The organism is Streptomyces sp. NPDC046870, from assembly GCF_040704595.1.
In the GTDB taxonomy this organism is placed as follows: Bacteria; Actinomycetota; Actinomycetes; order Streptomycetales; family Streptomycetaceae; genus Streptomyces; species Streptomyces argyrophylli.
This window is the reverse complement of the sequence record NZ_JBEYXM010000009.1, coordinates 18656-41039: the sequence shown is the minus strand read 5'-3', so window position 1 is coordinate 41039 and position 22384 is coordinate 18656. Positions and strand designations below refer to the sequence as shown.

Annotated in this window: 17 protein-coding genes; 7 read left to right on the top strand and 10 right to left on the bottom strand. The window is 73.2% G+C overall.

Going from position 1 to position 22384, the window contains the following annotated elements; translation table 11 throughout:
- Window positions 1-16: 16 nt before the first annotated feature.
- Complete coding sequence (locus AB0946_RS20850) at window positions 17-514, bottom strand: ATP-binding protein (RefSeq protein ID WP_366762324.1); 498 nt, start codon at window positions 512-514, stop codon at window positions 17-19.
- Between the two features lie 212 nt (window positions 515-726).
- On the opposite strand from AB0946_RS20850, the gene AB0946_RS20845 reads away from it, so the two are divergent.
- Window positions 727-1482, top strand: coding sequence for an enoyl-CoA hydratase/isomerase family protein (locus tag AB0946_RS20845; RefSeq protein ID WP_366762114.1), 756 nt, complete (start codon window positions 727-729; stop codon window positions 1480-1482).
- Here AB0946_RS20845 and AB0946_RS20840 read toward each other — a convergent pair.
- The gene (locus AB0946_RS20840; RefSeq protein ID WP_366762113.1) at window positions 1469-2104 is read right to left on the bottom strand and encodes a DJ-1/PfpI family protein; all 636 of its coding nucleotides are present in this window, start codon (window positions 2102-2104) and stop codon (window positions 1469-1471) included. The two genes, AB0946_RS20845 and AB0946_RS20840, sit on opposite strands and share 14 nt — an antisense overlap.
- A gap of 36 nt (window positions 2105-2140) precedes the next feature.
- Window positions 2141-3100: a GlxA family transcriptional regulator gene (locus AB0946_RS20835; RefSeq protein WP_366762112.1), complete on the bottom strand. Its 960-nt coding sequence runs from the start codon at window positions 3098-3100 to the stop codon at window positions 2141-2143.
- Window positions 3101-3255: 155 nt separating this feature from the next.
- On the opposite strand from AB0946_RS20835, the gene AB0946_RS20830 reads away from it, so the two are divergent.
- Window positions 3256-3387 carry an LPFR motif small protein gene (locus tag AB0946_RS20830; RefSeq protein WP_267881519.1) on the top strand — a complete coding sequence of 44 codons (132 nt, stop codon included), beginning with the start codon at window positions 3256-3258 and terminating at the stop codon, window positions 3385-3387.
- Window positions 3388-3489: 102 nt separating this feature from the next.
- Window positions 3490-5871 (top strand): Tex family protein, encoded by a 2382-nt coding sequence (locus AB0946_RS20825; protein WP_366762111.1) that lies wholly within the window; start codon window positions 3490-3492, stop codon window positions 5869-5871.
- 121 nt (window positions 5872-5992) lie between these two features.
- Here the strand turns inward: AB0946_RS20825 and AB0946_RS20820 are convergent, their stop codons facing one another.
- Window positions 5993-7633, bottom strand: a complete 1641-nt coding sequence (locus AB0946_RS20820) for an ABC-F family ATP-binding cassette domain-containing protein (protein WP_366762110.1) — start codon at window positions 7631-7633, stop codon at window positions 5993-5995.
- 160 nt (window positions 7634-7793) lie between these two features.
- On the opposite strand from AB0946_RS20820, the gene AB0946_RS20815 reads away from it, so the two are divergent.
- On the top strand, window positions 7794-8732 hold the full coding sequence (locus tag AB0946_RS20815) for an FAD-dependent oxidoreductase (RefSeq protein ID WP_366762109.1): 939 nt from the start codon (window positions 7794-7796) through the stop codon (window positions 8730-8732).
- A 158-nt stretch (window positions 8733-8890) separates the two neighbouring features.
- Here AB0946_RS20815 and AB0946_RS20810 read toward each other — a convergent pair whose 3' ends face one another.
- A complete protein-coding gene (locus AB0946_RS20810) occupies window positions 8891-10843 on the bottom strand; it encodes a Xaa-Pro dipeptidyl-peptidase (protein ID WP_366762108.1) in 1953 nt (650 codons plus the stop codon).
- A gap of 175 nt (window positions 10844-11018) precedes the next feature.
- Between AB0946_RS20810 and AB0946_RS20805 the strand changes: the two genes are divergently transcribed.
- Window positions 11019-12506 (top strand): M1 family metallopeptidase, encoded by a 1488-nt coding sequence (locus AB0946_RS20805; protein WP_366762107.1) that lies wholly within the window; start codon window positions 11019-11021, stop codon window positions 12504-12506.
- 40 nt (window positions 12507-12546) lie between these two features.
- Here the strand turns inward: AB0946_RS20805 and AB0946_RS20800 are convergent, their stop codons facing one another.
- Both AB0946_RS20800 and AB0946_RS20795 read right to left on the bottom strand, forming a co-directional pair.
- Window positions 12547-13464, bottom strand: a complete 918-nt coding sequence (locus AB0946_RS20800) for an adenosine kinase (protein ID WP_366762106.1) — start codon at window positions 13462-13464, stop codon at window positions 12547-12549.
- A 115-nt stretch (window positions 13465-13579) separates the two neighbouring features.
- Window positions 13580-15046, bottom strand: a complete 1467-nt coding sequence (locus tag AB0946_RS20795) for an amino acid permease (RefSeq protein WP_366762105.1) — start codon at window positions 15044-15046, stop codon at window positions 13580-13582.
- Between the two features lie 221 nt (window positions 15047-15267).
- Between AB0946_RS20795 and AB0946_RS20790 the strand changes: the two genes are divergently transcribed.
- Window positions 15268-16032 (top strand): MerR family transcriptional regulator, encoded by a 765-nt coding sequence (locus AB0946_RS20790; RefSeq protein ID WP_366762104.1) that lies wholly within the window; start codon window positions 15268-15270, stop codon window positions 16030-16032.
- A gap of 6 nt (window positions 16033-16038) precedes the next feature.
- On the opposite strand, the gene AB0946_RS20785 is transcribed toward AB0946_RS20790, so the two are convergent.
- The 3 genes from AB0946_RS20785 to AB0946_RS20775 all read right to left on the bottom strand — a co-directional run bounded on the left by AB0946_RS20785 (window position 16039) and on the right by AB0946_RS20775 (window position 20738).
- Window positions 16039-18216, bottom strand: a complete 2178-nt coding sequence (locus AB0946_RS20785) for a 3-hydroxyacyl-CoA dehydrogenase NAD-binding domain-containing protein (RefSeq protein WP_366762103.1) — start codon at window positions 18214-18216, stop codon at window positions 16039-16041.
- 49 nt (window positions 18217-18265) lie between these two features.
- Window positions 18266-19480, bottom strand: coding sequence for an acetyl-CoA C-acetyltransferase (locus tag AB0946_RS20780; RefSeq protein WP_366762102.1), 1215 nt, complete (start codon window positions 19478-19480; stop codon window positions 18266-18268).
- 94 nt (window positions 19481-19574) lie between these two features.
- A complete protein-coding gene (locus AB0946_RS20775) occupies window positions 19575-20738 on the bottom strand; it encodes a CaiB/BaiF CoA-transferase family protein (protein ID WP_366762101.1) in 1164 nt (387 codons plus the stop codon).
- Window positions 20739-21107: 369 nt separating this feature from the next.
- On the opposite strand from AB0946_RS20775, the gene AB0946_RS20770 reads away from it, so the two are divergent.
- The gene (locus AB0946_RS20770; protein WP_366762100.1) at window positions 21108-22286 is read left to right on the top strand and encodes a saccharopine dehydrogenase NADP-binding domain-containing protein; all 1179 of its coding nucleotides are present in this window, start codon (window positions 21108-21110) and stop codon (window positions 22284-22286) included.
- Window positions 22287-22384 lie beyond the last annotated feature (98 nt).

Below are 22384 nucleotides of genomic sequence, written 5' to 3'. Positions count from 1 at the left end.
GGACGGCCGGCGGGCGTTACGGCAGTGAGGGGGGCTTCAGCGGGAGCGCGGCCCAGATCACCTTGCCGCCGCTCGCGGTGTGCTCCACGTCGACCACCCCGCCGGCCTCCCGGGCCACCTCGCGGACCAGGAGGAGCCCCCGGCCGCCGGTCCGGCCGTGGTCGGCCTCCAGGGCCGTCGGCCGGTAAGGGTGGTTGTCCTCCACGGACACCCGCACCCACTCGGCTCCGACGGCGACCTCCACGGCCAGCACGGGCGACAGCAGCGCCGCGTGCCGGACCGCGTTGGTGACCAGCTCGGAGACGATCAGCAGCAGCCCGTGCACCAGGTCGTCGGAGACCGGCACCCCCTGGCGCAGCAACAGGTCCCGCACCGCGTGCCGGGCCTGCGGGACCGAGGCGTCCACCGCGGCCGCGGTGAACCGCCAGACGCCTTCGTACGGCAGTGGATCCGGCGGCCTGTCGCCGCCGCCCCCCGCTGGGCGCGGACCGTCCTCGCGCCCGTGGTTGTCCATCGTCCGGTCGCCACCCTCGCGCTCGATTGTCACCACACGTCGAGTGTTGGTAACGATCCGCTCCGGTCCGGATGCCTGAACAGAAGTCGGCAGGTATCGAACGGTTTTTGACCGACTCCGCATGATTTGGTCGTGGTCGGGACTGTTCCTGCTCCCCGGGCGCCGGTTCCCGAACTAGTCGGGTTGTAAGAGGCCGACGCTACGATCCCCGCATGGATCCCCAGCTGTCCCACCAGGTCACCGACTCCGTCGCCACCGTGGTGATCCGCCATCCCGCCAAGCGCAACGCCATGACGACCGCGATGTGGCGGGCCCTCCCGCCGCTGCTGGACACGCTGGCCCGTGACCCCGGGGTGCGGGCGCTGGTGCTGACCGGTGCGGGCGGGACCTTCTGCGCGGGTGCCGACATCTCCACGCTCCGGGACGCGCCGGAGGAGGCACCGGCCCTCGCGGTGGCCGCCGAGGAAGCCCTGGCCGCGTTCCCCAAGCCGACCGTCGCCGCGGTGCGCGGCCACTGCGTGGGCGGCGGGGCACAGCTCGCGGCGGCCTGTGACCTGCGGCTGGCGGAGGAGGGAGCGCTGTTCGGGGTGACGCCGGCGCGGCTCGGTGTCGTCTATCCGTCCTCCTCGACCCGCCGGCTGGTGTCCCTGGTCGGCCCGGCCACGGCCAAGTACCTGCTGTTCACGGCCGAGTTGATCGACAGCGAACGCGCGCTGCGCACCGGCCTGGTGGACGAGGTGCTGCCGGAGGGGGAACTGGACAAGCGGGTCGCGGAGCTGACCCGGATCCTGGTGTCGCGTTCGCAGCTCACCCAGGCCGCCGCCAAGGAGTTCACCGTCGGCCGCACCGACCGTGACGCCCACTGGGCCGCCGAGGCGCGCGGCAGCGGCGACGTCGCGGAGGGGGCCGCCGCGTTCCTGGAGCGCCGGCCGCCGCGCTTCACCTGGAGCGTGTCTACGTCAGGATGAAGCGGCTCGCGGCACGCCACTTCTCGACGAGGTGCGCGGGCGCCTTCTGTGGCGAACCGGCGTCGTACGGCGGCTGGGGGTCGTACTCGGCCAGCAGTTGGACGGACTGGGCGTGTTCGTCACCGGCGATGGTGCCGAGGAGGGTCAGGCCCATGTCGATGCCGGACGACACGCCGGCCGCGGTGACGTACTTGCCGTCCACGACCACCCGCTCCCCCGTCGGCTCGGCCCCGAAGCCGCGCAGCAGGTCCAGCGCCAGCCAGTGCGAGGTGGCGCGGCGGCCGCGCAGCAGCCCGGCGGCGGCCAGCAGCAGCGAGCCCGTGCACACCGAGGTGGTCCAGGTGCTGGTGGCGTCCGCCGCGCGCAGCCAGTCCAGCAGGGTGGTGTTCTCCATCTGCTCGCTCTGGCCGGGACCCCCCGGCACGATCACGAGGTCCGGTGACGGCACCTCGGCGAGGGTCCGGTCCGCGATGAGCGCCAGGTTCCCGGTGTCGGTGCGCACGGGACCGGTGCGCTCGGCGATGAACACGGTCTCGGCGCCGGGGAGCCGGCCGAGGGTCTCGTAGGGGCCGACGGCGTCGAGGGCGGTGAAGCGGTCGTAGAGCACGATGGCGATCTGCATGGGGTTCCCTTGTCTCGTAGGGCGGGTGAGGGGCCGTCAGACGACGGGGGCGGGGCGGAAGCGGCGGCGGTACTCGGCCGGGGACGCCCCGAGGGTGCGCAGGAAGGCGCGGCGCATCGCCTCCGGTGTGCCGTAGCCGCTGGCGCGGGAGATCCGTTCGATGCCGTCGGTGGTGTCCTCCAGCAGGCGCCGCGCGTGTTCGAGGCGGACCCGGTCGACGTACCGCCCCGGTGTCATGCCGGTCTCCGCCTGGAAGGCGCGGGCGAAGTGGCGCGGGGACAGGGCCGCGCGGGCGGCCAGCGCCTCGACGCCGAGGTCGCCGTCCGGGTGTTCGGTGATCCACTGCTGGACGTCCCGGAGGGGCTCGCGGCGGGCCGTCTGGACGGCCAGCTGGGCGCTGAACTGGGCCTGGTTGCCCGGCCTGCGCAGGAACACCACGAGATGGCGGGCGACGGTCAGGGCCACCCGCCGGCCCAGGTCCTCCTCCACCAGCGCGAGGGCGAGGTCGATGCCCGCGGTGACCCCGGCGGAGGTGGCCACGTGCCCGTCCCGGACGAAGACCGGGTCGGGGTCGACCCGGACGGCGGGGTGATCCCGGGCGAGCTTGTCGCAGTACGCCCAGTGCGTCGTGACGCGCCGGCCGTCCAGGAGTCCGGCCCGCGCCAGCGGGATCGCGCCGGTGCACACGGAGACCAGGCGCGGGGCCCGCGGGCCGTGTGCGCGCAGCCATTCCACCAGCCGCGGATCGGGGTCGCGGGTGCCCTCCCCGCCGGGGACAAGCAGGGTGTGCGGACCGGCCGCGTCCGCCAGGGACCCGTCCGGTACGACGGTCAGCCCGCTGGAGGTGCGCACCGGCCCGCCGTCCACGGAGGCCGTGCGGATCCGGTACGAGCCCGGGGTGTGCTTCTCCGCGCCGGTGAAGACCTCCACGGGGCCGGTGACGTCCAGGCTCTGTACGCCGTCGAAGAGGGTGACGAGGACGGTTCGCTGCGTCATGGCCTCGATTCTGGGTGGCCCCGCGCGCGGCAGCAACGACGGATTTCCCACCTTTTCTGCCACGGCGTCGCGGACTTCCGGGCACCGGCCGGGTTTCCCGCGCCGTCCGGAGGTACCCGGGAGGAGGAAAGCCCACGACGAAAGGAGAACGTCCCGTGTTCCGCGCCATCGCAGACGTACTGCGGCAGATCGGCGGCGCCGTCGCCACGGTGGTCACACTGCCGTTCCGGGCGCTCGCCCGGCTGTTCGGCGGAGCCTCGTCCTCCGCGCGGGGGAGCCGGGCCTGACGCCGGGCCCGGCGCCCCGCCGGGAGCCGCCCTGATCCCCGGTCGCCGGTGTCACCTGCCACAATTGCCGCGCAACCTCAGTGGAGAAGGCGGTACGGGATCGTGACGACACCCGGGTCCCTCGGAGCAGGGTCCATCGAAGGCAGGATCGCCGAGGAGCTCGGCGTACGGGAGCGGCAGGTGAGGGCCGCGGTGGAACTGCTCGACGGCGGTTCGACCGTGCCCTTCATCGCTCGCTACCGCAAGGAAGCGACCGAGATGCTCGACGACGCGCAGCTGCGCACCATCGAGGAGCGGCTGCGCTACCTGCGGGAGCTGGAGGAGCGGCGCACCGCGATCCTCGACTCGGTGCGGGAGCAGGGCAAGCTCACCGAGGAGCTCGAGGCGCGGATCCGGGGCGCGGAGACGAAGGCGCGGCTGGAGGACGTCTACCTCCCCTACAAACCCAAGCGGCGCACCAAGGCGCAGATCGCGCGCGAGGCGGGCCTGGAGCCGCTCGCGGAGGGGCTGCTGGGCGATCCGACCGTCGAACCGCTGGCGGCCGCCGCCGCGTTCGTGGACGCCGGCAAGGGCGTCGCCGACCCGCAGGCCGCACTGGAGGGCGCGCGGGCGATCCTCACGGAGCGGTTCTCCGAGGACGCCGACCTGATCGGCGAACTGCGCGAGCGCATGTGGGTGCGCGGGCGCCTGGCCGCGAAGGTGCGGGAGGGCAAGGAGGAGGCGGGCGCCAAGTTCGCCGACTACTTCGACTTCGCCGAGCCGTTCACCGAGCTGCCCTCGCACCGGATCCTGGCGATGCTGCGCGGGGAGAAGGAGGAGGTCCTGGACCTCGTCCTGGAGCCGGAGGAGGCCACGGAGGGCCCGTCCTCGTACGAGGGCATCATCGCTTCGAGGTTCGGGATCGCCGACCGGGGCCGCCCCGCCGACAAGTGGCTGACGGACACGGTCCGCTGGGCCTGGCGCACCCGCGTCCTGGTCCACCTGGGGATCGACCTGCGCCTGAGGCTGCGGACGGCGGCCGAGGACGAGGCGGTGAACGTGTTCGCGGCGAACCTGCGGGACCTGCTGCTGGCCGCCCCGGCGGGCACCCGTGCGACGCTCGGCCTGGACCCCGGTTTCCGCACGGGTGTGAAGGTCGCCGTGGTCGACGCGACCGGCAAGGTCGTCGCCACGGACGTGATCTACCCGCACGTCCCGGCCAACAAGTGGGACGAGGCGCTCGCCAAGCTGGCGCGGCTGGCGAAGGAGCACGCGGTCGAGCTGGTCGCGATCGGCAACGGCACGGCGTCCCGCGAGACCGACAAGCTCGCCGCCGAACTCATCGCCAGGCACCCGGAGCTGAAGCTCACCAAGGTGATGGTGTCCGAGGCCGGCGCGTCGGTGTACTCCGCGTCGAGCTACGCCTCGCAGGAACTGCCGGACATGGACGTGTCGCTGCGCGGCGCGGTCTCCATCGCCCGCCGGCTGCAGGACCCGCTGGCCGAGCTGGTGAAGATCGACCCCAAGTCGATCGGTGTCGGCCAGTACCAGCACGACCTGTCCGAGGTGAAGCTGTCCCGGTCGCTGGACGCGGTCGTGGAGGACTGTGTGAACGGCGTCGGCGTGGACGTCAACACGGCGTCCGTGCCACTCCTCGCACGGGTGTCGGGCATCTCCGCCGGACTCGCCGAGAACATCGTCGCGCACCGCGACCAGAACGGCCCCTTCACGTCCCGTTCCGAGCTGAAGAAGGTGGCACGGCTCGGCCCCAAGGCGTACGAGCAGTGCGCGGGCTTCCTGCGCATCCGCGGCGGCGCCGACCCGCTGGACGCCTCCAGCGTGCACCCCGAGGCGTACCCGGTGGTGCGCCGCATGGTGAAGACCACGGGCCAGGAGGTGGCCTCCCTCATCGGCAACACGGGCGTGCTGCGCTCGCTGCGGCCGGCCGACTTCGTGGACGACACCTTCGGCCTGCCCACGGTCACGGACATCCTCAAGGAGCTGGAGAAGCCGGGCCGCGACCCGCGTCCCGCGTTCCGGACGGCCACCTTCAAGGAGGGCGTGGAGAAGATCTCCGACCTGTCCGCCGGGATGGTCCTGGAGGGCGTGGTCACCAACGTGGCCGCCTTCGGCGCGTTCGTGGACGTCGGTGTCCACCAGGACGGTCTGGTGCACGTGTCGGCGATGTCGAAGTCGTTCGTCAAGGACCCGCGCGATGTCGTGAAGCCCGGCGACATCGTCAAGGTGAAGGTCCTGGACGTCGACATCCCGCGCAAGCGGATCGCGCTGACGCTGCGCCTGGACGACGAGGCCGCCCCGCAGGGCCAGGGCGGCGGCCGGCAGCAGCGCGGCGGCGCCCGTCCGCCGCAGCAGCGTCAGGGCGGCGGCCAGCGGCAGGGCCGGGGCGGCGGTGACCGCGGCGGCCGGCAGGCGCCGGCACCGGCCAACAGCGCGATGGCGGACGCGCTGCGCCGCGCGGGCCTGCTGGACCCGAAGAAGCGGTGACCGGCGGGGCCGGGCCGGGTGGAACCAGTCGCCCGGCCCGGCCCGGACGTCAGGAGGCGACGAACGGCCGGGCCGGTCCGGGGTCCTTCGTCCGGATCAGGCCTGACCTGAACGAGAGGCGCTAGCGTTCCGTCACCTTTCCGCCGGCGACCTCCAGGCGGCGGGTCACCCGGACCGCGTCCAGCATGCGGCGGTCGTGCGTCACCAGCAGGAGGGTCCCCGGGTAGCCGTCGAGGGCCGACTCCAGCTGCTCGATCGCCGGCAGGTCGAGGTGGTTCGTCGGCTCGTCGAGGACGAGGAGGTTGACGCCCCGGCCCTGGAGCAGGGCGAGCGCGGCGCGGGTGCGTTCGCCCGGGGAGAGGGTCGCGGCCGGGCGCAGGACGTGCGCGGCCTTCAGACCGAACTTGGCCAGGAGGGTGCGGACCTCCATCGGCTCGGTGTCGGGTACGGCGGCGCAGAACGCCTCGAGCAGGGTCTCGGGGCCGTGGAACAGCCCCCGGGCCTGGTCGACCTCGCCGACCAGGACCCCGGAGCCGAGGGCGGCGTGCCCGGAGTCGAGCGGGACCCGGCCCAGCAGCGCGCCGAGCAGCGTGGACTTCCCGGATCCGTTGGCCCCCGTCACGGCGATCCGGTCCGCCCAGTCGATCTGCAACGAGACCGGGCCGAAGGTGAAGTCGCCGCGCCGGACCTCGGCGTCCCGCAGCGTCGCCACGACCGCGCCCGAGCGGGGCGCGGACGCGATCTCCATCCGCAGCTCCCACTCCTTGCGCGGCTCCTCCACCACGTCCAGGCGCTCGATCATGCGCTGGGTCTGCCGGGCCTTGGCCGCCTGCTTCTCGCTGGCCTCGCTGCGGAACTTGCGGCCGATCTTGTCGTTGTCGCCGCCGGCCTTGCGGCGGGCGTTCTTCACGCCCTTGTCCATCCAGGCGCGCTGCATCTGGGCACGGTCCTGAAGCGCCGCCTTCTTGTCGGCGTACTCCTCGTACTCCTCGCGGGCGTGCCGGCGAACCACCTCGCGCTCCTCCAGGTAGCCGGCGTACCCGCCGCCGTAGAGGTTGATCCGCCCCTGGGCGAGGTCGAGTTCGAGCACCTTGGTGACCGTGCGGGTGAGGAACTCGCGGTCGTGGCTGACGACGACCGTGCCCGCGCGCAGTCCGGTGACGAACCGCTCCAGCCGTTCCAGGCCGTCGAGGTCCAGGTCGTTGGTGGGCTCGTCGAGGAGGAAGACGTCGTAGCGGGACAGCAGCAGGGAGGCGAGGCCGGCGCGGGCCGCCTGGCCGCCGGAGAGGGCGGTCATCGGCTGGTCCAGGTCCACCGCCAGACCGAGGGAGTCGGCGACCTCCTCCGCGCGCTCCTCCAGGTCGGCGCCGCCGAGGCCGAGCCAGCGCTCCAGGGCGGCGGCGTAGGCGTCGTCGGCGCCGGGAGCGCCGTCGACCAGCGCCTGGGTGGCCTCGTCCATCTCCCGCTGGGCCTCGGCGACCCCGGTGCGGCGGGCCAGGAACTCCCGGACGGTCTCGCCCGGCCGGCGTTCCGGCTCCTGCGGCAGGTGGCCGACGGTCGCGGCCGGCGGGGACAGCCGCAATTCGCCCTGCTCGGGCTGGGTGAGTCCGGCGAGCATCCGCAGCAGGGTCGACTTCCCCGCGCCGTTGGCACCGACCAGCCCGATCACGTCGCCGGGCGCGACGACCAGGTCGAGCCCGGCGAACAGGGAGCGGTCGCCATGTCCGGCGGCGAGGTTCTTGGCAACGAGGGTGGCAGTCATCAGGACGCCGATCCTAGGCCCTGTCGTCAGACTCCCGTCCGCCCCGCCACGGCAGGGCCCGGTAGCGGCACGCGCGCGGCTCCGCCACGTTCCGCGCCGGTCACCGGCGGCGTGCGTCCCAGGCTGACGGAGCCGGCCGCACAGGACCTATCGTCCTGGCGTGGACAGTGAGCCGAATGACGATGTGATCGTGGTCGGGAGCGGGATCGCCGGGCTGACGACGGCCGTGCTGCTGGCCGAGTCCGGGCGGCGGGTGCGGGTGTGGACGCGGGAACCGGCCGAGCGGACGACGTCGGCGGTCGCCGGCGGTCTGTGGTGGCCGTACCGCATCGAACCGGAGCCGCTGGTGGGCGCGTGGGCGCTGGAGTCCCTGGCGGTGTACGAGGAGCTGGCGGACCGGCCGCAGGAGACGGGGGTGCGTCTGGTCGACGGGGTGCACCACGGGGCCCGGCTGGACGAGCTGGGCACGTGGGCGGGCCGGGTGCCGGGGCTGCGGGCGGTGGCCGGAGGGCTGGCGGCGCGGCTGCCGGTGATCGACATGCCGGTGCATCTCGCCTGGCTGCGGCAGCGCCTGGAGAAGGCGGGGGGCGCGGTGGAGGTCCGCGAGGTGACCGGCCTGGCCGCCGTGCCCGCCCCGGTGGTGGTCAACTGCACGGGGCTCGGGGCCCGCCGGCTGGCGCCGGACCCGGCGGTGCGGCCGGTGCGCGGTCAGCTGGTCGTGGTGGAGAACCCGGGCGTCACCGGCTGGTTCACCTCCGTCGACCACGTCTCGGCCGCGTCCACCTACTTCATCCCGCAGCCGGGCCGGCTGCTCCTGGGCGGCACGGCCGAGGAGGACGACTGGTCCCTGGAGCCGGACCCGGCCACGGCCGAGGCGATCATCGCCCGCTGCGCGGCCGTCCGGCCGGAGATCGCCGGTGCGCGCGTCCTCGCGCACCGGGTGGGACTGCGGCCGGCCCGGCAGGCGGTACGGCTGGAGCGCCGGCTCCTCCCGGACGGCCGCGTCCTGGTGCACGACTACGGCCACGGCGGCGCCGGCGTCACGGTGGCCTGGGGCTGCGCGAGGGAAGCGGCGGCCCTGGCATACCCGGCATCCTGAGCCGCCGGCCGGCCGGGACCGGGGTGACACCCCCGGCCCCGAGCGTGCGAGCACCGCAACCCCCCAGGCACGCGACCGGCCCCCGGCGACCCGCGGCCGGACTCAGCGGCCAGGGACGCCCCGGACCGGCGCCGCGGTGGGCCGCGGCGGCGGAAGCGTCAGCCCGTCGGAACGTGCCGCACCGTACGCGGCGCCCCGACACCGTCCAGAACCCTCGGCGCGGGCGCCCCGGCGCTGCCGGACGTGGCCCGGGCGAACGCTGCCGCGCCGCCCACCACCGGCACCCTCGCCGTCGTACGGGACAGGTCCACGGTGAGCGTCGGCCGGCTGGACGGAGGGTCGATCAGGTCCTTGTCCGTGCCGGCGATGATCAGCGCCAGCCGGTGCCCGGCGGGGACGACGTGGTCGGTGGCCGCGAGGTCCAGGGTGATGGTGTACGCCCTGCCCGGCGTGAGCGGGACGCCCGGGGCCGGCCAGGCGTAGTGGCCGAGGTCGGCCCAGCCCCGGCTGATCACGGTGTGTTCGACGGCGGCCGTCTTCGCCGCCGTCTGTCTGAAGCAGGCGCTGTCCCCGGCCGTGCTCGCGCCCCAGCAGCTGCGCTCGGTGCGGGTGGTGATGCCCTCGGCGGGGTCGGCGTAGTCGCGGATGGTGTCCGGGCCGACGTCGACCAGGACGGCGGACAGGTGGGCGGAGCCGGTCGTCGGGGTCGCGGTGACCGTGACCGTGGAGGAGCCGGACAGGCGCAGGTCCCGGGTGAGCGGCGCCGTGAGGAAGCCGGCCTTCTCCGGTGTGGCCGTGGTGAGGTGCGCGGCCCAGTCGGCCTCGCTCAGCGCGGGGTCGTCCGTGAAGCGCTCGGTGCCGGTGCCCCGGTGCCGGCCGAGGGTGCCGACACCGGCCTGGCTGCCGGCGGCCGGGTGCAGGACGGCGGCGCGGGTGCCGCGCGGGGGCCAGGCGGCGGAGGTGACCCACTGGTCGGGGTGGCGTTCGATGTCGGCCGTCGGCTCGCGGTCGATGCCGTTGTCGTAGCCGAGGAGTTCGTGGTCGAACCAGCGGTGCAGGGTGTCGACCCAGGCGCCGCGCCGGTAGTCGAAGGGGTCGACGTGCCCGGTCTGGGAGAGCCAGATCTTGCGCTCGACGCCGTGCCGGGCGAGGGCGTCCCACCACTGGCCGAAGTGCTTGGTGCGGACGTTGAGGTCCTGCATGCCGTGCACCAGGAACACGCTGGCGCGCACCTTCGCCGCGTCCTTGACGTAGTCCCGCTCGGTCCACAGCGGGGTCCAGTCGCCGCTGCGCGGGCTGCCGTCGGCGAGTTTCCCGAGCACGGCAGCGCAGTGGGCCTGCGCGTCGTCGCTCTGGACGTAGCCGGCCAGCTCGTCGGGGCCGCCTTCGTAGAGCGGGGCGCCCTGCGCGAAGTAGTAGTCGTACCAGGAGGAGATCGCGCTGATCGGGACGACCGTCCTCAGGCCCTTGACGCCGGTGGCGGCGACGCCGTTGGCGATGGTGCCGTCCCAGCTCTTGCCGATCATGCCGGTTCTGCCGTTGGTCCAGCCGGCCGTCACCGGGGTGCCGCCGGTGCGGCCGGTGTAGGCCCGGGCGCGCCCGTTCAGCCAGTCGACCACGGCCTTCGCGGAGAGGATGTCGGACCGGCCGCCGACGTCGACGCAGCCGTCGGAGCGGTTGGTGCCGGCGAGGTCGACGCCGACGAAGGCGTAGCCGCGGGGCACGAAGTAGTTGTCGTAGAACAGCGGCATCTGGACGACGTGGCCCTGGGCGTCGTACGTCTTGCGCTGGCTCTCGTTGCCGCGTCCGCAGCAGGAGTAGTACGGGCTGGCGTCCATGATGACGGGCACCTTGCGGCCCTGGCGGGCGGGTTCGGCGGGCCGGACGATGTCGGCGGCGACCCGGTCGGTGCGTCCGTCGCCGTCCTCGTCGAGGCCGGTGTCCACCCACACCGACTCGCGCACGGCGTCGGCGTAGGAGTAGACGGGTCTGCTCTCCCGGGGCGCGGCGGCCCCGGCGGCGGCGACCGGGGTGAGGAAGGCGGCCGTCAGGGCGGCGACGGCAGCGGTGACGAGCGTTCTCCGGATCGTGGAGCGCGTGCGTTTCGGCATGCGCGGACGGTACTGCGGTCAACGCCCGTACAGAAGAAGGCTTTCCGGTGCGCGTGACGACCGAATGGCGATCGTGTGACAGTAGGGGCCATGGACAGGCCGGTGGCCACAGGGACTGAATAGGCTCCGGACAGATCTCCGAACGGACGCACCGTCCCTACGACTTGGAGCTGACGTGCACCGCAGAATCATCGCACCGGGCGCGCTCGCGGCGGCCTCCCTCCTGCTGGCGATCCCGGCATCGGCCGCGAGTTACTCCCCCGGCGCACCGGGCATCGGCGACCCCTACTACCCGTACTACGGCAACGGCGGCTACGACGTCTCGCACTACGACCTGAGGCTGCAGTACCAGCCGAAGACGGACGAGTTGCAGGGCACGGCGACGATCCTGGCGAAGACCACCCAGGACCTGTCCAGTTTCGACCTGGACTTCCTGCTGGACGTGAGCGAGGTGCGGGTCAACGGCGCCAAGGCGTCCTTCACGACGTCCGGCCAGCACGAACTGGTCGTCACCCCGAAGACGCCGCTGGCCAAGGGCACCGCGATCACGGTGGTGGTCCGCTACAGCGGGGTGCCGTCGACGAAGAGCGCCTACGGCTTCTCCACCTGGCACCGCACACCGGACGGCGCGGTGGCCGCCGACGAGCCCGAGGCCGCCTGGTGGTGGTTCCCGAGCAACGACCACCCGAGCGACAAGGCCACCTACGACGTGTCGGTGGCGGTGCCGGACGGCACCCAGGCCATCTCCAACGGCACGCTCCAGTCGACCAGTTCGAAGCTGGGCTGGACCCGCTACAACTGGCGGCAGAACAAGCCGCAGGCGACCTATCTGGCCACGCTCGCGCTCGGCAGGTTCGACATCACCACCAGCACCTCCGACGGCGGGGTCCCCGTCATCAACGCCTACAGCAAGGACCTGGGCGACAACGACGGGGCCGCCCGGGCCAGCGTCGAGCGCACCGGTGAGATCGTGGACTGGCTGAGCGGCTACTTCGGGCCGTATCCGTTCGCCTCGGCGGGCGGCTACGTGCCGAACACCACCACCGGCTACGCGCTGGAGACGCAGACCCGCGTCTACTACAGTCCGCGTCAGTTCGCGAACGGCTCCAACACCTCGGTGGTCGTGCACGAGCTGGCCCACCAGTGGTACGGCGACGACGTGTCGGTCAAGGGCTGGAAGGACATCTGGATCAACGAGGGCTTCGCCCGGTACGCGCAGTGGCTGTGGTCCGAGCACGAGGGCGAGGGCACCACGCAGGAGCTCGCCGACTACGTGTACGCCTCGCACCCGGCCGACGACGCCTTCTGGACGGTGAAGCCCGGCGACCCGGGCCCGGACGAGCAGTTCGATGCCGCCGTGTACGACCGGGGCGCCGTCGCCATCCAGGCGCTGCGCAACAAGATCGGTGACGACGCGTTCTTCGCGATCCTGAAGGGCTGGCCGAAGGAGCACGCCTACGGCAACGCCTCGGTCGCCGACTTCCAGAAGTACGCCGAGCGGGTGTCCGGCAAGCCGCTGGCCGCGCTGTTCGACACCTGGCTGTTCCAGCCGGGGAAGCCGGCGTCCCCGGCGGTCCGGAGCCTGGCGAAGTCGGGTACGGCGGTGGAGCGGCCGAAGTCCTGGAAGAAGATCGAGGCGACGAACGCCGTCCACGGGCACTGACCCGGGCCCCGGGGGCCCGGCACCCCGGGGCCCCGGCGCCTCAGCGGCCCGGTTCCGCCGCCCGGCGCAGCAGCTCGTCCCGGCCTATCGCCTCCGCGCGGGTGGCCGGGACGGTGCACGCGTAGGCGCCCGCGACCGCGCCGTACCGGGCGCACCGCTCGGGCGGCTCGCCGCTCAGCCGGCCGTAGAGGAACGCGGCGGCGAAGGCGTCGCCCGCGCCGTTGGAGTCCACGACGGGCGCGGGCGGGGTCGCCACCGGTACCCGGGTCAGCTCGCCGTCGGCCAGCAGGAGGGCGCCCTCGGCCCCGGCGGTGGCGACGACGGTCCCCGCCCGCCCGCGCTCGGCGATGCGCCGCATGGTCCGCTCGGGGTCGGTCAGGGCGGCGGCCGACAGGAAGACGACGTCGGCCGTGAACGCGAACGGCTCGTGGTACGGGTTCTCGCCGTCCCAGTCGTGCAGGTCGGTGGAGAGCGGCACACCCGTCTCGCGCAGGACCGGCAGGGCGTGGGCGCAGGGCTGGGTGATGGTCACGTGCACATGCCGGCTCGCGGCGGCCAGCGCGCGCAGGCGGGCCTCGGGGAAGCGGTCGTCCGGGTGGGCACGGCTGGTGTCGTACAGGGACAGCCGGCGGCCGTCCGGGCCGACGAGGTTGACCGCGCGCTTGGTGCCGGCCGGCTGGGGCAGTGCGGTGAGGGCGATGCCGTGCTCGCGGTGCAGGGCGCGCACGAGGTCGCCCTCGGGGTCGTCGCCGAGCAGGTCGAGGTGGTGGGTGCGCAGCCCCAGTGCGGCCAGCCCGAGGGCGACGAAGTCACCGGTCTGGCCGGCGCGGGTGCGGATCCCCGAGTCGATCATGTAGCTGTCGGCGTACGGCAGGGGGAGCTCGGGGACCGGGATGACCGTGTCCACACCGGCCCCGCCCAGCACCAGCACGTCGGTCGTGTCCGTTCGCCCGGTCATCCCGCTGCCCTCCCCCTCCGCGCCTCCCGACGGCACGGGTGACGTCCTGCCGGAGCCACGTGATCTCCGGTGCGACGCCACCGTACGCGATGCCGCCGACAGCGGCGCCGGACCGCTACCGCGGCAGTTCGGCCGGCTCCTCGCCCGTGTGGTGCGCCACCCGGCGGCGGACGCCGAACCAGCCGGCGACCAGCATCACGGCGATCACCGGGATGAGCAGCAGGGTCTTGCGGCCGACCTCGGCGTCGTTGGCCATCATGCCGAGGCAGACCAGCAGGAACACCACGGTGGCGATCTCCGTGACCGGGCTGAACTTCAGCTGGAAGTGCGGCCGGGTCACCAGGCCCGCACGGGCACGGCGGACGAAGACCAGGTGGCAGATCATGATGATCACCCAGGTGCTGATGATGCCGAGCGAGGCGACGTTCAGCACGATCTCGAAGGCCTGGCTGGGGACCAGGTAGTTCAGGCCGACACCGAGGACACAGACCGCGCAGGTCAGCAGGATGCCGCCGTAGGGCACCTGGCTGCGGTTCATACGGGCGGTGAACTTCGGCGCGGAGCCGGCCGTGGCCATCGAGCGCAGGATGCGGCCGGTGGAGTACAGGCCGGAGTTCAGCGAGGACATGGCGGCGGTCAGCACGACCAGGTTCATCACGTCACCGGCCGCCGGCACGCCGATCCTGGACAGCACGGTCACGAACGGGCTCTGGTCGGCGGAGTACACCGAGCCGGGCAGCAGCAGGGCGAGGAGCACGACCGAGCCGACGTAGAACAGGCCCACGCGCCACATGATCGAGTTCACCGCGCGCGGGACGACCTTCTCCGGCGCGGCGGTCTCGCCGGCGGCCACGCCGACGAGCTCCAGGGCGGCGTACGCGAAGATCACGCCCTGCATGACCAGGACGACCGGCATCAGGCCGTGCGGGAGGACACCGCCGTTGTCGGTGATGACAGCGAGGCCCGGCTTGCTGCCGCCCACGTCGTGCTGGGTCGCCAGCAGGAAGATGCCGATCAGCATGAAGCCCACGAGGGTGGCGACCTTGATGATCGCGAACCAGAACTCCATCTCGCCGAAGATCTTCACCGAGATCAGGTTCACGGCGAGGACGACCGCGAGGGCGATCAGCGCCAGCACCCACTGCGGGATCGACGTGAACATGCTCCAGTAGTGCGTGTAGAGCGCGATCGCGGTGATGTCGGCGATGCCGGTGGTCGACCAGTTCAGGAAGTACATCCAGCCGGCGACATAGGCACCCTTCTCGCCGAGGAACTCGCGCGCGTACGACACGAAGGAGCCGGAGGACGGCCGGTACAGGACCAGCTCGCCCAGCGCCCGGACGACGAAGAACGCGAAGACGCCGCAGACCAGGTAGGCCAGGGCGAGCGCCGGGCCCGCGTTGTGCAGGCGCCCGCCGGCGCCCAGGAAGAGGCCGGTGCCGATGGCGCCGCCGATGGCGATCATGTTGACGTGGCGGGCCTTGAGGTCCTTGCTGTAACCGGCGTCGCCCGCGTCCGCGGGGGTCCGGGCCACCTGGGGGTGGGTGGTGGCCTGTGCCGGTTCCACGGCTTCCTTGCTCACGGGTGGTTCCACTTCCTGGTGCGCCCGGACCTCATGGGCCCGGGGTTCGTGCAGGTCTTGGCCCGCACCACCCTCGTGTCGCGGTACAGACCAAGGCAGCAGTTTCCCAGGGAGGGCGTCCGGCATGCGATGGCCCAGGTCACAGAGCGGTTCTTCTCACACGGTCCACACGCCACCGCCCCGGGTTTCACACCATTGGTGAGACAGCGATACTGCTGCACATGACGACCGACTCGGGCGAGCCCACCCTGACGATCGACGAGCTGGCCGCGCGGGCGGGCGTCACGGTGCGCACGGTCCGCTTCTACGGCACCAGGGGGCTGCTGCCGCCGCCGGTCATCGGCCCGCGGCGGGTGGGCCACTACGGCCGGGAGCACCTGGCCCGGCTGGAGCTGATCGAGGAGATGCAGCACCAGGGCATGACCCTCGCGGCGATCGAACGGCATCTGCGGCAGCTGCCGGCCGACCTCGGCCCGCACGATCTGGCGATCCACCGTGCGGTGGTCGCCTCCTGGGCGCCGGACACCGTCGAGACCGTCTCCCGCGCGGAGCTGGAGCGGCGGGCGGGGCGCCGGCTGGCCGAGGAGGACGTCGACCGGCTGACCGCGATGAACGTGGTGACGCGGGAGGGGGACTCCTTCCGCGTGGACCGCGGTCTGCTGCGGCTCGCGGCCCGGCTCCTCGACGTACCGCTGTCGCAGGAGACCGTCCTGGCCGCCCGGACCGTGCTGACCGGCCACGCGCGCGCGGCGGCCCACGAGCTGTCGGCGCTGCTGCGGGAGGCCGTGGCCGAGCGCGACGCGCGGGACGTGAAGTCGCTGTCGGCCCATATGCACCCGCTCGTGGTGCAGGCGCTGCTCACCACCTTCCAGCGGTCGCTGAGGGAGGAGCTGCGCCAGTGGCTGGACGCAGCGGCGGACCCGGAGACCCCGTCCGGGGGCACGGCGGCCCCGGGAGCGGGGTCCCGGGGCACGCCGTCCGGCTGAGGCGGGTCAGCGGGCGTCGGTGAACGTCTCCCCGTTCGCCGCCTTGGTCACGAGCAGCGCGGGCGGGGCGAACCGCTCGCCGTACCGTTCGGCCAGCTCGCGCGCGCGGGCCACGAATCCGGGCAGGCCCCCTTCGTAACCGTTGATGTACTGGAGCACACCGCCGGTCCAGCCGGGGAAGCCGATGCCGAGGACCGAGCCGATGTTGGCGTCGGCGACGGAGGTCAGGACGCCCTCTTCGAGGAGGCGTACGGTGTCGAGCGCCTCGGCGAAGAGCATGCGTTCCTGCATGTCCCGGAACGGGATCTCGAATCCAGGCCTGGTGAAGTGCTCGCGCAGGCCCGGCCAGAGCCCCGCCCGCTTGCCGTCCTCGGTGTAGTCGTAGAAGCCGGCGCCACCGCTGCGGCCGGTGCGGCCGAACTCGTCGACCATGCGGTCGACGACCGCCTCCGCCGGGTGCGCCGTCCAGGTGCCGCCGGCCTCCTCCACGGCCCGCTTCGTCTCGCCCCGGATCTTGCGCGGGAGGGTGAGGGTCAGCTCGTCCATGAGGGACAGCACCTTGGCCGGGTAGCCGGCCTGGGCGGCGGCCTGCTCCACGGAGGCGGGCTCGACGCCCTCGCCGACCATGGCGACACCCTCGTTGATGAAGTGGCCGATCACCCGGGAGGTGAAGAAGCCCCGGGAGTCGTTCACGACGATCGGCGTCTTGTTGATCTGCCGGACCAGGTCGAAGGCGCGCGCGAGGGCCTCCTCGCCGGTGCGCTCGCCCTTGATGATCTCGACCAGCGGCATCTTGTCGACCGGCGAGAAGAAGTGCAGTCCGATGAAGTCGGCCTGACGCTGCACGCCCTCGGCGAGGGTGGTGATGGGCAGCGTGGAGGTGTTGGAGCACAGCAGCGCGTCGGGGGCGACAACGGCCTCGATCTCCTGGAACACCTTGTGCTTGAGGGCGGTGTCCTCGAACACGGCCTCGATGACCGCGTCACAGCCGGCGAGGTCGGCCGCCTCGGCGGTGGGGGTGATCCGGGCGAGCAGCGCGTCCGCCTTGTCCTGGCTGGTACGGCCCCTGGCGACGGCCTTGGCGCACAGCTTCTCCGAGTAGCCCTTGCCCTTGACGGCCGCTTCCAGGGAGACGTCCTTGAGGACGACGTCGATGCCCGCGCGGGCGCACGCGTAGGCGATGCCGGCGCCCATCATGCCGGCGCCGAGGACGGCCACCTTGCGGACCTGGCGGGGCTCGACGCCCTGGGGGCGGCTGGCGCCGGAGTTGACCGCCTGGAGGTCGAAGAAGAAGGCCTGGATCATGTTCTTCGAGGTCTGCCCGGCGGCCAGTTCCACGAAGTAGCGGGCCTCGATGACCTGGGCGGTCTCGAAGTCGACCTGGGAGCCCTCGACGGCGGCGGCGAGGATGTTGCGCGGCGCCGGGTAGGGGGCGCCGCCCGTCTGCTTGCGCAGGTTGGCCGGGAAGGCGGGCAGGTTGGCGGCGAACTTCGGGTTGGCCGGGGTGCCGCCGGGGATCCGGTACCCCGGCTTGTCCCAGGGCTGCTGGGACTCGGGGTTCGCGTCGATGAAGGCCCGGGCCTTGGCGAGCAGTTCCTCGGGGGTGGCGGCGACCTCGTGGACGAGGCCGTTCTCCTGGGCGCGCCGCGCGTTGTACTGCTGTCCCTGGAGGAGCACCTTCAGCAGGGCGTCCGTGATGCCGAGCAGCCGCACGGTGCGCACGACCCCGCCGCCGCCGGGGAGCAGTCCGAGGGTGACCTCCGGACAGCCGATCCTGGTGCCGGGGGTGTCGAGGGCGACCCGGTGGTGGCAGGCGAGGGCCAGTTCGTACCCGCCGCCGAGCGCCGCGCCGTTGATGGCGGCGACGACCGGCTTGCCGAGGGTCTCGATGCGGCGCAGGTTCCGCTTGATGGCGAGGCCGCCGTCGAACAGTTCCTGCGCGGTCTCGGGCGTGACCCGGATCAGGTCGCGCAGGTCGCCGCCCGCGAAGAAGGTCTTCTTCGCGGAGGTGAGGATGACGCCGCGGATGTTCTCCCGCTCCGCCTCCAGGCGGTCGGCGATCACGGCGAGGGAGTCGCGGAACGCCTGGTTCATGGTGTTCGCGGACTGGTTGGGGTCGTCCAGGACGAGGGTGACGACACCGGTGTCGTCCTGCTCCCAGCGGATGGTGGTGCTCTCGGTCATGACAGTCGTCTCCGTAGAAGTCTTCGGGGCGCTTGGTTCCGCGGGGAGTTCAGAGGCGCTCGACGATGGTGGCGATGCCCATGCCGCCGCCGACGCAGAGGGTGGCGAGGCCGTAGCGCTTGTCCTGGCGCTCCAGCTCGTCGATGAGCGAGCCCAGGATCATGGCGCCGGTGGCGCCGAGCGGGTGGCCGAGGGCGATGGCTCCGCCGTTGACGTTGACCTTGTCCAGGGACAGGCCCATGTCCTTCACGAAGCGCAGCACGACGGCGGCGAACGCCTCGTTGATCTCGACCAGGTCGATGTCGTCGATGGTGAGGCCGGCCTTCGCCAGGGCCTTGCGGGTGGCGGGGGCGGGGCCGGTGAGCATGATGGTCGGCTCGGAGCCGGAGACGGCCGCGGCGACGATCCGCGCGCGGGGGGTGAGGCCGTGGCGCTCGCCGACCTCACGGGAGCCGATCGCGACGAGCGAGGCGCCGTCCACGATGCCGGAGGAGTTGCCGGCGTGGTGGACGTGGTCGATCTTCTCCACCCAGTGGTACTTCTGCAGGGCCACGGCGTCGAAGCCGCCCAGGTCGCCGATGTCCGCGAAGGACGGCTTCAGCTTGGCCAGGGAGTCGGCGGTGGTGCCGGGGCGCATGTGCTCGTCGTGGTCGAGGACGACCAGGCCGTTGCGGTCCCTGACGGGGACCACCGACCTGTCGAAGCGGCCCTCCTTCCAGGCGGTGGCGGCGCGCTCCTGGGACAGGGCCGCGTACTCGTCGACGTCCCGGCGGGAGAAGCCCTCGATGGTGGCGATGAGGTCGGCGCCGATGCCCTGCGGCACGAAGTTGACGGCGAGGTTGGTCATCGGGTCGTTGAACCAGGCGCCGCCGTCCGAGGCCATCGGCACCCGGGACATGGACTCGACGCCACCGGCGAGGACCAGGTCCTCCCAGCCCGCGCGGACCTTCGCGGCGGCCAGGTTGACGGCCTCGAGACCGGAGGCACAGAAGCGGTTCTCCTGCACGCCCGCGACGGTGTCGGGCAGTCCGGCGGCGAGCGCGGCGATCCGGGCGATGTCCGAGCCCTGGTCGCCGACGGGGCCGACGACGCCGAGCACGATGTCGTCGATCGCGGCCGGGTCCAGGCCGGGGAAGCGGGCGCGGATCTCGTGGATGAGGCCGACGACCAGGTCGATGGGCTTCGTGCCGTGCAGGGCGCCGTTCGCCTTGCCGCGGCCGCGCGGGGTGCGGATCGCGTCGTACACGTACGCTTCGGTGCTCACTGGTGTGCCTTTCGGGAGGGTGGGCCGAGCGGGGTGGTCGGGGCCGGCCGGCGTCGGTGACCAGGTCGTCGCGGCCGGCCGTGGGGGCCGGTCGTCAGCCCCGGCCGTCAGGGGCGCCGGGGTCGTCGGCCGGAGGTGCCGGTATGCCCCAGTCCCGGGCGACCGCGGCGGTGTCCGCGCCCGGCCGGGCGGGGCCGGTGCGGACGGCGGTGGGGGTCGCGGAGAAGCGGGGGGCGGGGGCGGGCTGGGTGATGCCGCCGTGGTCCGTGAAGGTGCCGCGCGCGGCCAGATGCGGGTGGGCCGGGGCCTCGCGCAGGCTCAGCACGGGCGCCACACAGGCGTCGGAGTCCGCGAAGACGGCCGTCCACTCCGCCCGGGTGCGGGACTTGAAGGCGGCGGCGATCCGTTCGCGCAGCTCGCCCCAGCGGGTCCAGTCCTCGCGGGCGGACGCCGGGTCCTCCACGCCGAGCAGGCGCAGGAACTCGGCGTAGAACCTGTCCTCCAGGGCGCCCACCGCCATGTACCCGCCGTCGGCGGTCTCGTAGGTGCCGTAGTAGGGACAGCCGCCGTCCAGGAGGTTGGCGGCGCGGCGGTCCTGCCAGCCACCGGCGGCGAGCATGCCGTGGATCATCGCGGACAGGTGGGCCGTGCCGTCCACGATGGCCGCGTCGACCACCTGCCCGGTACCGGTCGCGCGCGCGTGGTGCAGGGCGGCGAGGACGCCGACGACCAGGTAGAGGGAGCCGCCCGCGTAGTCCCCGAGGAGGTTGGCGGGCACCGCCGGGGGTTCGTCCGGGCGGCCGATCATGCCGAGGGTGCCGGTGAGCGCGATGTAGGCGATGTCGTGGCCGGCGCGCTGGGCGAGCGGGCCGTCCTGGCCCCAGCCGGTCATCCGGCCGTACACCAGGCGGGGGTTGCGGGCGTGGCAGTCCCCGGGGCCGATGCCGAGGCGTTCGGCGACGCCGGGGCGGTAGCCCTCGATGAGGATGTCGGCCCGCTCGGCGAGGTCCAGGACGCGTGCGGGGCCGCCCGGTGCCTTCAGGTCGACCACGATCGAGCGCTTGTTGCGGTTGGTGACGTCGAACGCCGGGTCGATGGCGAGGCCCGGACCGCCCGGACGGTCCACCCGGACCACGTCGGCCCCCAGGTCGGCCAGCAGCATGGCGGCGAACGGGCCCGGCCCGATGCCGGCCAGCTCGACGACGCGCACGCCGGAGAGCGGACCGTGGCCCGGCGTCGGCGTCCCTGCCGTTGTCATCCGTGCAGCCCCCAGGCGTGTGTGACACAAATGATGTAACACCGGTGATGCTAGGAACGCGTTCCACCGGGCACAAGACCTGAACGAGCAAGCGCTTAGCCAAGTGCCCGTCCGGCCGACGATCACCCGGGAGAGTGACCGAAGCCGCGCCGGGGCCCTTCGGCGACGGGCGCCCGGGACCGTCGTCTCGTCCGCGCCCCCGGTCCCCGCACCCGGGGGCGAGGCGGTTTCTCCCGCTTCTTCACGGCATTCCTGGCTACGGCCACCGCTGCCTCCGGGCTGGTCGTCGGGCTCCGCACTCCTCACGCTAGCCTCGGCCACCGACAGCGGCGCGGGCTGCGCGACGGGCCGCACGGACCAAGGGGTGTCATGAGCAGGATAAGCAGGGCGGACCGGCCGTACGACCTCGTGCTCTTCGGGGCCACGGGCTTCGTCGGCGCGCTCACGGCCCACTACCTCGCGGCGCACGCGCCGGACGGCCTGCGCTGGGCGGTCGCCGGGCGCGACCAGGGGCGGCTGGAGCGGCTGCGCGAGGAGCTGCCCGGTGGCACGGACGTCGGTGTGCTGCGGGCCGACGTGGCCGAACCGGCCACCCTGCGCGCCCTCGCCGAGCACGCGCGCGTGGTCGCCACGACCGTCGGGCCGTACGTCCTGCACGGCGAGGAGCTCGTCGCCGCCTGCGCCGACACCGGCGCCGACTACCTGGACCTCACCGGCGAGCCCGAGTTCGTGGACCTGATGTACGTCCGGCACGACGCACGCGCGCGCGAGACGGGCGCGCGCCTGGTGCACGCCTGCGGTTTCGACTCCGTGCCGCACGACCTGGGCGCGTACTTCACGGTCCGGCAGCTCCCCGAGGGCGTGCCGCTGACCGTGGACGGCTATGTGACCGTCGACGCGGCCTTCTCCGGCGGCACCCTCGCGTCGGCGCTGAACCAGATGGCCCGCGGCCGGCGGATGCTGGCCGCCGCGCGGGAACGGGCCCGGCACGAGCCGCGGCTGCCGGGCCGCCGGGTGACGGCGCCGGCGGGCGCGCCGGGCTACGCGGCGGAGGTCGGCGCGTGGGCGCTGCCGCTGCCCACCATCGACCCGCAGATCGTGCGCCGTTCGGCACGGGCGCTGGAGCGGTACGGCCCGGACTTCCGCTACCGGCACTACGCGGCGGTGCGGCGCCTGCCGGTCGCCCTCGGCGGGATCGCGGCCGTCGGCGCGGTGGCCGCCGCCGCCCAGCTTCCGCCCGCCCGGCGCTGGCTGTCGGACCGCCTCAAGCCGGGTGACGGACCGAGCGCCGAGAAGCGGGCGAAGAGCTGGTTCTCGGTGCGGTTCGTCGGCGAGGGGGGTGGCCGGCGCGTGTTCACCGAGGTCGCGGGCGGCGACCCGGGGTACGACGAGACGGCGAAGATGTTCGCCGAGGCGGCCCTGTGCCTGGCGTTCGACGACCTGCCGCCGACGGCGGGCCAGGTCACCACGGCCCAGGCGATGGGCGACGCCCTGACCGAGCGGCTGCGCGCGGCGGGGATCACCTTCCGGGTGGCGGCGGAACGCTAGCGGCGGCCGCCGCCACCAGCCGGGACGACGGGTTGGCCCGCCGGGTGAGGCCAAGGAAGCGGAACGGTCGTGGAGTTGGCGCGCGGCGCGCGGTGGGG